9 protein-coding genes and 1 pseudogene are annotated in these 12566 nt (G+C 61.4%); 4 read left to right on the plus strand and 6 right to left on the minus strand.

Annotated elements, in window-relative coordinates; translation table 11 throughout:
• Positions 1–5: 5 nt before the first annotated feature.
• Positions 6–461: pseudogene (locus PQR42_RS04905) on the minus strand (ATP-binding cassette domain-containing protein); the annotation flags it as partial.
• Between the two features lie 1374 nt (positions 462–1835).
• On the opposite strand from PQR42_RS04905, the gene PQR42_RS04910 reads away from it, so the two are divergent.
• A complete protein-coding gene (locus tag PQR42_RS04910) occupies positions 1836–4112 on the plus strand; it encodes a hypothetical protein (RefSeq protein ID WP_408493578.1) in 2277 nt (758 codons plus the stop codon).
• A 233-nt stretch (positions 4113–4345) separates the two neighbouring features.
• On the opposite strand, the gene PQR42_RS04915 is transcribed toward PQR42_RS04910, so the two are convergent.
• The gene (locus tag PQR42_RS04915; protein WP_408382787.1) at positions 4346–5134 is read right to left on the minus strand and encodes a hypothetical protein; all 789 of its coding nucleotides are present in this window, start codon (positions 5132–5134) and stop codon (positions 4346–4348) included.
• Positions 5135–5252: 118 nt separating this feature from the next.
• On the minus strand, positions 5253–6281 hold the full coding sequence (locus PQR42_RS04920) for a MerR family transcriptional regulator (protein ID WP_408382789.1): 1029 nt from the start codon (positions 6279–6281) through the stop codon (positions 5253–5255).
• Between the two features lie 142 nt (positions 6282–6423).
• On the opposite strand from PQR42_RS04920, the gene PQR42_RS04925 reads away from it, so the two are divergent.
• The 3 genes from PQR42_RS04925 to PQR42_RS04935 all read left to right on the plus strand — a co-directional run bounded on the left by PQR42_RS04925 (position 6424) and on the right by PQR42_RS04935 (position 9862).
• Positions 6424–7098, plus strand: a complete 675-nt coding sequence (locus PQR42_RS04925) for an HAD family hydrolase (protein ID WP_132377739.1) — start codon at positions 6424–6426, stop codon at positions 7096–7098.
• Between the two features lie 338 nt (positions 7099–7436).
• A complete protein-coding gene (locus PQR42_RS04930) occupies positions 7437–8399 on the plus strand; it encodes a response regulator (protein WP_408382791.1) in 963 nt (320 codons plus the stop codon).
• A 23-nt stretch (positions 8400–8422) separates the two neighbouring features.
• Positions 8423–9862, plus strand: coding sequence for a sensor histidine kinase (locus PQR42_RS04935; RefSeq protein ID WP_408205110.1), 1440 nt, complete (start codon positions 8423–8425; stop codon positions 9860–9862).
• 34 nt (positions 9863–9896) lie between these two features.
• Here the strand turns inward: PQR42_RS04935 and PQR42_RS04940 are convergent, their stop codons facing one another.
• From PQR42_RS04940 to PQR42_RS04950, 3 genes are all read right to left on the minus strand, one after another.
• Positions 9897–10883, minus strand: a complete 987-nt coding sequence (locus tag PQR42_RS04940) for an alpha/beta hydrolase (RefSeq protein WP_408382793.1) — start codon at positions 10881–10883, stop codon at positions 9897–9899.
• A complete protein-coding gene (locus tag PQR42_RS04945; RefSeq protein ID WP_408382794.1) occupies positions 10876–11385 on the minus strand; it encodes a thioesterase family protein in 510 nt (169 codons plus the stop codon). The genes PQR42_RS04940 and PQR42_RS04945 overlap by 8 nt, the downstream gene beginning before the upstream one ends.
• Before the next feature lie 156 nt (positions 11386–11541).
• Complete coding sequence (locus PQR42_RS04950; protein ID WP_408382796.1) at positions 11542–12507, minus strand: L-carnitine dehydrogenase; 966 nt, start codon at positions 12505–12507, stop codon at positions 11542–11544.
• Between the last annotated feature and the right edge of the window lie 59 nt (positions 12508–12566).

The raw sequence follows: 12566 nt of genomic DNA on the forward strand, positions 1-12566 counted from the left end.
GCGCATTACGATGTGTTGGCCTGAAGCGGCGCATGACCCGACACGTGCACGGGCCGCACTTCTTCGACAAAGCGGCCGTCTTCCAGCCGGATATAACGGTCGGCTGCATTGAAATAGCGATCGTCGTGTGAAATCACGATCAGCGTTTTGCCCTGACGCTTCAGGTCCGGCAGGATCTAGCTGTAGAAAATCCGGCGGAAGGTCGAGTCCTGGTCGGCCGCCCATTCGTCGAGCACCATCACCGGCCGGCGTTCCAGATACGTGTGCACCAGCGCGAGCCGTTTGCGCTGACCCGTCGACAGATCGGTCGTGGCGGATGCACCATCGCGAACCGACACCTTGTGGGAGATTCCGAGGCGTTCGAGATAGTCTCGCGCTTCCGTCGTCAGCGTGCCCTCGCCGTGGATCAACGTATCGAGCAGGTAGTAGTCCGAGAAGACCGCCGAAAAAAGTTGGCGGTGGATGCGTTGCTGGCGAAGATGCTGCGTCGACTTTGCTGGCCGCGGCGATATTCAATTCTATACGGAATGCCCATCTAGTTCGTCATCCGAAGTAAATTCGCGAGATATCGTCGCATCGATTTCTCCGTTCGGTTGTTTCCTGGAACGAACTGAATTTCCGATAAAAACGATGCGACACTATTTCTCCTCCAATACCCTCAAAATGGCCGTTTTCGTCCCGCTATGCGGTCAGTAGCGGCGCCGGTGTATTTGTATTACCAATATAAAAGTTGCGCGACCGCAACATCGGTCAAGAAAGACGCCATCAATCTGCTGACAAATCAAACATTTACGTTTTCTGCCGCGCTATGAGGCAGAGCTTTTCTATTCGTCATCGTTTGGAAAAGCTTCGGACGGATCTTATTGAAATTTTTCGTAATTATCACTTATCGCCCCTGAAGCGGGCACGTTACGCGGATGAAACGTTTATAATTCGTCTGCTAAAACTTCTGTAACTAATACCGGAGAGAGACAGGTCGAGCACTGTCCATTCTGTAACAGTTACATTGATCGTTGCTGCGCTGCGGTAGCCTGTATTTCTCAGGCGAAGCGGTGTTGACGGAGGCGTGGCACGCTTCGAATTCGACGCATCAGATCTTTCGCTGCCGTTGGATCGCGCGAAGAAAGTCCGCGGATCAATCGGTTTTTTGGGTTCCGAACCCGACTCGCGAGGCGAGGGCGCACCTTGATCACTGGCGAGCCGACGGGTTCACGTCAATAACGGACTGTCAACGGTGAACGAAAAAAAATTGCATTAATTTTTCGTGATCCTAAATTTTTAACTCGCGCATATTGGTGCGACATTTGTTTATCAAACTGAGGTGCACTGACCTGTCAGTGCGAGCCTCGCCAGATGTTCGAGCCGCGTCAGCGGCATGCATTAACCCCTTGTGATGTTTTCCCGGTCATTCGATCGGTGGAATCCTTCATCCCGGCGTCGGCAGAATTTTTCACGCAATCGGTGCGCACGGTCTGATGTTGGTGCACGTTGCGCTCGATGGTCGGTGTTGAAGATCTCGATGTAGTCATTGGTAGCGATTGTCGAACGATCGCGATGCAATTAAATAGTAAGGATGTCGTAATAAATAGATGCTGGTTCGACGTCGGGAAAAATTTCGATTACGCCGCTGTTCGGCGGAAGTCGGCGTGCGAGCGGATGGCAAGTGCGTCCGCACCGGATAGCGGCACATCAAAGCTTCAGCTTCATCAGCAATGAACGCGGTCAGCGCGTTCTCAGGTTCACCTCTCTCTGTACTCAAAAACGTCAAGGCGGGACGACTGATCGATCTTGCTGAATTCTCGGGGACAACCTGCTTTTAGCGAAACATACGGACAATGACGAGATACTTGAAACTATTGGGCGTTGCATCAGCAACAGTGTTGGCATCGTTTGCCGCGGAAAGCGCGCAGGCTCAGGCAAGCACCATCACGGTCTCAGGGCAGCAATACAAGTTGTGCGCGCAGGAAAATGGCAAGTGCTCATTCCTCGGAACGGGCTCGGTGGTGTTCGGTGCGGTTCCGCCCACCTCGCCGTCGGTGATGTTGACAGCGCCGCGCACGTTCAGCAACGGCGTCGGCTGCTATGTCGGCGCAGTGTCGCAGTCGGATCCGGCGTACGGCTATGGCAAGTCTTGCTGGGTTAAAGCGGTTGCCGCAACGCCGACTCCGGCCCCGACGCCGACCCCGACCCCGACCCCGACCCCGACTCCCACACCGACTCCCACACCGACTCCCACACCGACGCCGACGCCGACCCCGACGCCAACGCCAACGCCAACGCCGACTCCCGCGCCGAGCCCGACTCCGAGCGCGACGCCGTCCCCGACGCCGGGCGGCTCGACCATGTCGTGCAGCACGCCGACGCAAACGGCTGGCGGAACCGCGAACGGCGTGATCAGCGCCGACACGCCCACCACCGACGGCCTGCGCGTGTTCCAGAACAACGCCTCGTTCAAGCTCGCAATCACGACGAACGCGCCGAGCGCGGATACCGTTGTCTGGTCCGTAGCGGATTCCAACGGCGCGATCAAGACGCAAGGCAGTTTCGCAGTCAAGGCCGGTGTACAAACCAGCACGATTCCGTGTACGTCGACGTGGTCCGGCTATGGCGCACTCACCGCCACCCTGCGTTCGAACGGCGGCACATTGCCGCGAAGCGGCACGCGTCCGGTCGGCATCGCGACATTCGGTGTGTTGCCGAACCTCAGTTCGGCACTGGGCACCGTGACGTATGCGCATCAGGATCAGCACCGCTTCGGCATGCAGGGCTTCAACGGCAACATTGCAGCGCTGCACGCTCTGGGCATCTCGTGGACGATCGATGACCGTCAGGTATCGGCGATGGAACCCAATGGTCCGAACACGTACACGCCGAACGTGAATGACCTCGATCCGTTCTACAAGGCGAATCCTGATCAGATGCGCATCGTGCGTCTCGATGGACTGCCGGCGTGGGATTCGAAGACCGGTCAGTTCAACGACAGCTACTACGCGCCGTCGAACATGCCTGAGTTCCAGACCTTCATGAGCAAGGTCGGCACCGATACGAGCCTGATCCGCGCTGCCAATTACCCGAATCAGCAAAAGAACTACTATCAGGTAACGTGGGAACCGAGCCTCGGCTGGGCGGATAGCGACGCGAACTTCGTCGCCATGTACAAGGCTGCTTATCAGGGCATTCACTCGACCGATCCGAATGCAGTCGTGATGGGCACAGGCAATCCGTTCGCTTCGAATTGCGATACCTGTACAACGGGCTATCTGCAGAAGTTTGGCGCACTCGGTCTGTGGAATTACATCGATGCGGTCGCAACGCATGGCTACTGGAATGCGGGTACGTACCCGTCTCATCCGCCTGAATTGCAGGACTCCGATCCGGATCCGGCGAACCAGGCCAACGCGCTCGACAACCAGATGACGCAGCTGCGTTCGGTCATGCAGGCAGGCAAGCCGAACATGAAGCTGTTCTTCACGGAAGCCGGCGTGAGCTACGATCCGGGTCTCAACTACGGTCCTAATGTGCCGTCGCAGAACCAGTTGTTCGCGCATGCGGCAGTCGGCGTGCGGGCGCACATCATCGTGCTTGGCGGCGGTGCACAGGTCACGACGCTGTTCTACGGTGCCGACTATCCGGGCGAAGTGGGATACGGCTCGTTCTTCGATCTGAACAACGCGCAAGGCGCGTTCGGTGCGACCAACCTTTCGCCGAAGCCTGAAGCGATGGCCTTCGCAACGATGACGCGTGTTCTCGACGGCACGAATACGCTGGGCCGTATCAAGAGCGCACCCGCCGGCGTCTTTGCGTACGGATTCCAGCAACTGGGTAACGGCAAGGTCGTGACCGCGGCGTGGACGCACAACAACGCGCAGTGGCCGGCGAGCAACGGCACGTATAGCCAGAGCTATTCGACCAGTTATTCGCTGCAGGTCGACAACGCTGGCACGTCGGGCAATGTGACGAAGATCGATGGTTACGGCAATGTCAGCACGGTTGCCTACACCAACGGCCAGGTCGCGCTGACTCTCACCGAAGTGCCGCAGTACATCGTGTCGAACAACGCGACGGTTGCCAAAGCCAATGCGACTGTTCCGCTCGGTTACACGGGCCAGTAAGTGGCTCAATAAGCGCGTCAATAAGCATTCTAATAAGCGCTGAAAACGATCGACGCGCCGCCGATATGAATGGCGGCGCGTCGATTACACATCGCGGCAAGGTCGGTGACGGCACGCTGTAGCCGTTGCGTGCCGACGTCGATCGCAACCACAAGGTCCGCCCGCGCTCGCGACGCGTAAAGACCGAGAGAGCGGCCCGCGCTGCAACATTCTCCACCCCGCCCAGCGCGCTCCTACTGCGCATTCAAAACCTCGACACCCTTATCGGTAAAGAAAGCCAGCCCGGCACCGAGCATCGCGTACTGGCTCTTGATCACCGGCATATCATGCGGAACGGTCTCACGTAGCGCCGCAAGATACTTGGGCGTGAAGATGCGATTCCAGTTGGCGGCAAGCTGATTCGCCGAACCTATCATCTCGTGATGCGCCGCGCTCCAGTTCACTCGCAGCGGAAAGTGAACGAAACGCGCCGCCTGCTTCGAGTCGCCCTTCAGCGCGGCGAAGTAAAAGCCCTGAGCGCGTGCTTCGAATGCGTCATCCGTTTCGTCGGTGATCATCCCGTAGCGGTGTCCTGCATTCGCGTCCGCGAATGACATTCCTTCGAGAGCGAATTTGACCGGCAAGGTCTTTGCGCCGCCAGTCCAACTGCCGGCAAGGCCCACGCTATTTGAAAAATCGAGTGGCTGGGCGCCGTTCGATCCGTTGCCCACGAAGTGCAGATCGAACGTGCCGTTCGCTTCCTGCAAGGTCAAATTGCTGCCCGACTGTTGGCCGGTCAGTGCAATATCCTTGAGGTAGCGGTAGTAGAAGTAATGTCCTTTGCCGATCACTTTCCCATGCAGCACGAGCGTCATGCCGACCTTCGCTTCACCGACTGAGCCGAAATACTCGACGTTGGTCGTGTTTTCAGTCTGCGCGAGGGCAGAGTGATTCACGCTGGTCGAAATCGTCAATAGCGCGGCAAGCATCGCGATCGTGCGTCGCCGGGTCAGGCCATGAGGGCGCAATCGAGGTGTGTTCATGCGACGTCCTGTTATTGGAAGTCACGAGGCTAGCATGAACAACACAGCGCGAGAATCGACTCAGTGCAGACCGCTGAACTCCCGGCCGGCCGAAATCGACCGGAAGCCGCGCGTCACGTCAAAGCGGCTGCGCGACGTTCGCCATCGCCTCGCGGATGAACGCGAGCAGCGTTTCATCCGCCCATGTGCCGGTCATCAACTCCGGCTCCGTTTGCAGCGCATGGCGGAACTTGGCCTGCGTACGTGGATCGTCGCCCGCGTAGCTTCTGAAAAGTTCGAGCCAGCGAAGCGCAAGCCCGCGTGCTCGCGATGTCCGCGGCCCGACGCCCACGTCGATCGCATCGCGCACGTCGGCCATCAGTTGCGGCCATTCCATTGAGCGCTTGCCGTAGTTGGCGCGCATGAAGCGAATCTCCTCGGGCGACAGATACTTCTCGTAGATCAGCAGTTTTGTTTCGCTGAAGGCGCGCAGCACGTAGTCGCGCAACTGCGTCGAAATACCGATATGCGTTTGCATCGACGGTTCGTTGTCGTGCATCAGATTCAGCTTGGCGAGCAGACGGGGGTCGCCGTTCGTGTCGCGCACGAGCATCGTCATCCAGCGAATCGACAAGGCGCGCGCCTCGTCGCTCTCGGGCGTCACACCGCTGTCCATCAACGCGCGGACCTCGCCGATGAGTCCGATCCATTCCGGGTTCGGCGTCTGGCTATTGCGGTACATCGGCATGCGTGCGAGTTCGTCTTCGGAGAAATACTTGTCGTACATGGTCATCAACTCCAACGTGATCAGCCAATCGGTCAGCTCCGGTTCCTTGCCGTCGAGCAACACGCCGTGCAGATCGACGAGGCGTTCGCGCAAGCGCTTCGCCTGTGCAATCTGGCTGTCGAGCATGGCGATCTGCCGCGCGACGATCGATACCAGCGGCGTCTCCGGTTGCGTCAGGCAGGTCTGAATCTCGGCGAGCGCGAGTCCGAAACGGCGCAGCGCCTGGATCTGATGAAGCCGGGCGACGTCGTCGCGGTCGTAGAGCCGGTAGCCGTTCTCGGCACGCGCCGAAGGTATGAGCAGTCCGATTGCGTCGTAGTGGTGAAGCGTGCGCACGGTCAGTCCGCTGCGCTTCGCAAGTTCTCCCACTTTCAACAGCATTCGAGCCTCCGGTCAGTATGCACGTTGGAGGTTAGAACCTTACGCTACGTGAGGGTCAAGGGGAAAGGGGACCGGATTCGCGCGACCCGCGAATCCCGGGACATGGCATATTGGCGAACGGAGTCATCAACAGGAGCACACCATGCGAATCCAGACCTCTTTCCTCTTCGATCTCGACGGAACGCTGGTCGACAGCGTCTACCAGCACGTGCTGGCCTGGAAGGAAGCGCTCGACAGCGAAGGCATTCCCTTGTCGGTCTGGCGAATCCACCGCAAGATCGGCATGAGCGGCGGCCTTTTCACCAATCAGCTTCTGCGGGAAACGCACGGTGAAATCAGCGCCGAACGGGTCGAGCGTCTGCGTCATGCTCACGCCGCGGCCTATCAGCGGTTGCGCGCGCAGGTGTGTCCGTTGCCGGGCGCGCGGGCCTTGCTCGACGCGCTGACGCAAGCCGGAACGCCTTGGGCCGTCGCGACGAGCGGCCGCATGGAGACGGCGGCGCTCAATCTGGAGGCGCTGGGTGTCGATCCCGCGAAGGCGGTGGTCGTGACGCGCGACGACGTCAAATATGCAAAGCCGGATCCGGATCTGTTCATCGCCGCGGCGGGACGCCTTGGTGTGCCGGTCGAAAACACGGTGGTGGTCGGCGACAGCATCTGGGACATGCTCGCGGCGCGGCGCTGTCGTGCGCTGGGTGTGGGCTTGCTGTCGGGCGGGTACGGCACGGAGGAACTGGAACGGGCGGGCGCGCTGCGGGTCTACGACGATCCCGCCGATCTTCTGGAGCATCTGGACGAGGTTGCGTCGCGGCCGTAAAGGAGCTGCTTTGCATCGCGGATTCCCGGAACGCATAAGCGCTGCCGTTGAGCGCCGCGGCGACTTCGCACGATCGATGCCAAGGCCCTGTACTATATTGTTCAGCGGAAAACCGCCTTGGCGACCGGCGTGAGAGAATCCTGCCTATAAGCAGGTCCGAGGCGCGCCGGAATGTTCCATAGACGAACATGCGGGAACCGGAGGCGGCTCCCCAATGCTTGGGGCGCCGCCGCGCCGCAGCTTGTCGTGCGGGCTTGCCGTGCGGGTTGCTGTGACCCCACGGCTGGCGGCCTGCCGCGGTTGTCCTCCAGCGGGGGCGTGACGAACCACGTGAAAATATGAACAATTTTATCCGACCACCTGTTATCTATCCGTCGACGGTTGTTTTCGTGGATGACAACGACAGCTACCTCGACGCCCTGCGGCGTTTCTTTCCGGATACCGCCACCAATCTGTTTTTTACGCGGCCGCAAACCGCGCTTGCGTTCATCCGTCAGCATGCTCGCGAGAATTCGCTGGAGTTCGCGCCCGCGTCGGCATGCGTGAGCGAGACGGGTTTTGAGCGCTACATGGAAACCGCGGCGGAACGGGACATCCTGGCTCGCGGCTCCCGTTTCTCGGAAGTGGCGGCGGTGGTCGTGGATTTCGACATGCCGGGCATGAACGGCGTCGAATTCCTCTCGTCCATCTCCAATCTGCGCTGCGCGAAAGTGCTGCTGACCGGAGTCGCGGACGAAACCGTCGCGGTCAAAGCCTTCAATGCGGGAATCGTCGATCTGTACCTGAGAAAAACGGATACCGACTCCGCGAACCGGCTGGCCCATTTCTTGAAGGATGCCAAAATCCGGCATTGTTCGGAAGGCGGCTGGCTGGCGTTGGGCGAGAACGGCATGACGTATTGCGACTCGCGAACGCGCAAGGTCATCGACGAGGTGGTGGCCGCGAACGGTATCGTCGAGTACTACTGGCGCCCGGAACAGGACGCCATTCTGATGTTCGATCGCGCCGGCAACCCGAGCGTTTTCGTCGCGTGGGCTGAGAACGACTGGATTTCCCAAGGCGAAATCGTCGCGGACGAGGACGGCCCGGCCGAACTCCTGAAGCAAATGGCGGTGCGCGAGGTGATGCCGATCTTCTGGCCGAATCTGGCGTATCGCTCCGGCATGACCGTCAGGACGCTGACGCCGCGGACCATTCCGGGCTGGGATGACGTTTTCTACTGCTGGACCCCGATCGACAAGGCCGACGTGGGCCTGGACCTGGTGACCTTCGCGCAATGGCGGAATGAGCGGACTCGCTAAAGTCTGTCGACACGTTGAGCCACATGTACGCCATTCCGACTGCCTTCGTGTCCGCGATGTTCGTGGTGTTCGCGCTGTACGTACTGATTACGCAAGGCGCGACGCGTCTATTCACGCCGTTCATCCTGATGTGCGTCGCGACCTTCGCCTGGCAAGGCGCATGGACGCTGCTGTTTCAGACTGAAAACCCGCAGACCGCGGACCTGCTGGTCAGATGCGGCTATCTCTTCATTCTCTTTCTGCCGACAACGTTCTACCACTTCGTGACGGAGGTGGCGGCGCAGCGCCGGGAGCGGCCGATATTGCTCGCGTCGTACGGTCTGTGTTTCGTCCTCGCGATACTGCTGCCCGGTAACGAAGTGGTGGCCGGCTATCAGCACTTCTTCTTCGGCTACTATCCGGTCGCGGGGCCACTGCACCCCGTGCATGTCGTGCAGACCGTGTTGCTGGCCGGGCGCAGCGGACAGCTGCTGCTAGCCGCGCGCCAGAAGGCGGAGGGCGACGCGCGCCGGCGCCTCGATTTGTGCCTGGCGAGCCTTTGTTTGTACTCGTTTGCCGCGGTCGATTACGCGGTCAACTACGGCTTCGGGTTCTATCCGCCGGGCGTCCTGTTCATCGGCCTGAGCCTCGGGCTGCTGGCGATCACGATCGTCCGCTATCACCTGATTCATCCGTATGCCGTGGCGGCGACCATCGCGCACGAGATTTCGACACCGCTCGCGACCATCGGCATGCACGCCGACGAAATCGCCAGCGTATGGGGCCATGTGTTCAAGGGCTACCGGACGGCCGTCACGCACGGGCTGTATGACGATCACGACGAGTCCGGACAGTCCGAGCGCATCGGCCAGCTTGCGACGGCGATCCGGCGCGAAGTCTCCGGCACCAGCGCGATGGTCGAAATGGCGCTCGCGTCTTTCACGCTCGATCGTCTGGACCGCGGCGGCTTCAGCCGGCATTCCGTGCACCAGTGCGTGATGTCGGCGCTGGAGCGGTATCCGTTCAGCGGCGACGAGCGTGAGCGTGTCACGGTGATGCCCATCGACCTCGCCCTGTCTTTTTCGGGCTCGGACACGGTCGTGGTTTCCGTGCTGTTCAACCTGCTGAAAAACGCGTTGCACGCCATTCGCGTGGGCGGCGATGGCGAGATCACGATCAGCGCCGTTCAGGATCAGGACTTCTGCGTGCTGCAATTCCGCGATACCGGGCCGGGCATCGCGCCCGACGTCCTGCCCTATATCTTCGACGCCTTCTTCACGACCAAGCGGCACGGCAGTGGCGCGGGCATGGGGCTCGCGTTCTGCCGTCGCGCGACGGAACTGCTGGGCGGGAGTATCGAGTGCAGTTCGATACGAGGCATCCACACGACCTTCACCGTGCGGTTGCCGGCACCGGACACGCCAGCGGATCGCGCATTGCGCAAGACGCCTGCGCGCTCGCCACGTTGGCGTCAGAGCCAGTAATCCATAGGTTGAAAGCGGTGGCCGTTGCGACCGACTATCCGTAGCCTGACCCGTGCTGACGACCGGCCGCGGACGACGCCCGCGTCGCATGGGCGGACAGAAAACGGCACACTTCCTCGTGAAACCTCTGTACGCCGGGGCTCGATTCGATGGCGCGCCAGCATCCATGCACGAGCCCGGCGCCGATCAGGAGCCGCGCCTCGCCACCGGCCGCGTTGATACGCTCGGCAAACACGCGCGCGTCGTCCCGCAACGGATCATGTTCGACGCCGATCGCCAGCGTCGGCGGCAGGCCGTCGTAGCGGGTCGCATCGAGTGGGATCGTCCACGCGGGGAAGGGCGGGTGGGTGCCCCAATACAGATCGCGGAACGCATGAACGTCGGCTAGCTTGAGCATCGGCGCATGTGCTTCCGTTTCGCGCGCGGGCATCTGCGGCTCGGTGCCGAGCATTGGATAAATCAGCGCGAGGCCGCTTATGCCTTGAATGGCGTCGTCGCGTAGCCGCATCGCCACGCTGGCCGCGAGCGTGGCGCCGGCGCTGTCGCCGGCTAGTTGCAGTGGAGCGCCGGGACGCAGATCGAACGGCAAGCGCCCTGCCAAAGCGGCGAGCGTGACCTCCATGCAATCGTCATGCGCGGCCGGCGCGGGATGTTCGGGAGCCAGCCGGTAGTCGACCGCGATCACATCGAGACCGGTGTCCGCGGCAAGGCGTGCGGTCACGAGTTGATGGCTGTCCAGCGAGCCGAGCACGAAGCCGCCGCCGTGAAAGTACAGCACGGCGCCACGCGGCGCCTCGTGATGCCTTGCACGGTTCCGGTACAGCCGCAATGCGATCGAATGGCCCGCGCCGGTTTGGAATTCGGCGTCCTGCGTCACGACTTCATCCGGCAACGCGGGCGTGATCGCCGCGGCGTAGCGGTCGTAAATCTTGCGCTGTTCAGGCGGCGTCAACGAAGTCGAATGCCCCGGATAAATCGCGGCGGTTCTTTCGATGAACGCGGCAATCTCTGGCTCAAGCATGGCCAGTCCCACTGGGCTTCGTTCGCGCGGGCAAGCCGATCACGCGGCCGGCAAACGCGGCGGGCGGCAGTGCGGCATGCGCGTCGGCCAATGCCCGCACGTGTGCCGCGACGTCCGGATCGAACGCGGCGGCGCGTGGTCCGCCGGTATCCACATGCAGCAACATCTGCTCGCCGGCTGCCACCGGTTCGTCGACATCGCCGGCAAACATTTCGAGGTACAGATGCAGCCGCTTTGCGTCGTGCCCGAGCAAACGCATGTCGACGCGCACCTGCGCACCTTCCTTGATCTCATGCAGATAGTTGATATGCGCTTCGAGCGTGTAGATCGAGCGCCGGCGTTCTTTGCGCACGGCGTCCGGCAAACCGATGAGGTCGATCAGGGCGTCCGTCGCGAAGCTGAAGATCAGCATATAGAACGCGTCGCGCAGATGGCCGTTGTAATCGACCCATTCGGCGCGCACCGTGTCGCGATAGCTTGGCAGGGCAGCGGATTGCGGCATTAGCAAGTTGTCTCCGTTGTTCGTATCAAAGGCGGCGGCTGCGCGCGGGGCCATGCGTCGCCGACGCTTGGCGCGCCCTTCGATCCTTGCGCGCTTTTCGGCCCTTCCGCGGTCGCAGGTCCTTCCGTGCCTTCAAGTCCTTCCGCGCGTCCGCCCTCAGTCAGCCGGCAGCATTCCATGCCGCACCTTCGCCTCCGCGATCGCCGCCAGCACGCTCGTAATGCAATCGTCGCGGTAACGTTCGAGCTGTTTGATCGACCGCGGCCCGACCTGTTCGGCCGTGCCGTCCACGACCCGCTCGATCAGCTCGTCCGTCAGCTTCGGTGCCACCAGTTTAGTCCAGGGCAGCTCCAGCGCGGGTCCGAATTGCTGCATGAAGTGGCGCATGCCCGCATCGCCGCCTGCCAGCGTGTACGTCAGGAACGTGCCCATGAACGACCAGCGGATGCCCGCGCCGAAGCGGATCGCGTCGTCGATTTCGCCGGTCGTCGCGACGCCTTCGTTGACCAGATGCAGCGCCTCGCGCCACAGCGCTTCGAGCAGGCGGTCGGCGATGAAGCCCGGCACTTCCTTGCGAACGCGCAGCGGCCGCATCGAAAGCGCACGATATACCCGCAGCGCGGCGTCGATGGTTTCCGGCGCGGTGCTTTCGCCGCCCAGCACTTCGACGAGCGGCAGCAGATACACTGGATTGAACGGATGCCCGACGATGCAACGCTGGGGATTCACCGCCCGTGCGTAAAATTCGCTCGGCAACAGACCCGACGTCGACGAAGCAATGATCGCATCCGGCTTCGCCGCACGGCTGATCTGCTCGTGCAATGCGAGCTTCAATTCCTCGCGCTCAGGCGCGCTTTCCTGAATGAAGTCCGCCGACCCGACGCAGGCTTCGATCGTATCGACGAAGCGCAATCGCTCGGGCGACGCGCCCGCGGCCAGCCCCACGCGCTGCAGCGCCGGCCATGCGTTCGCGACGTTCTCGCGCAACTGCTTCTCCGCGCCCGGCGCCGGGTCCCACGCGATGACATCGAGCCCGTGCGCGAGCGCGCGCGCCACCCAGCCGCTGCCGATCACGCCTGCGCCGATTGCCGCGAATGTTTTGATATCGACGATCACTGCCATTGCTGACGTTTCCTTTGCCTATGTGTTGTCCGTTCTGACGCGCGGCGCGTTGCAACGAA

The sequence above is a fragment of the Paraburkholderia sediminicola genome (genome assembly GCF_046027355.1).
Classification (GTDB): domain Bacteria; phylum Pseudomonadota; class Gammaproteobacteria; order Burkholderiales; family Burkholderiaceae; genus Paraburkholderia; species Paraburkholderia sediminicola_B.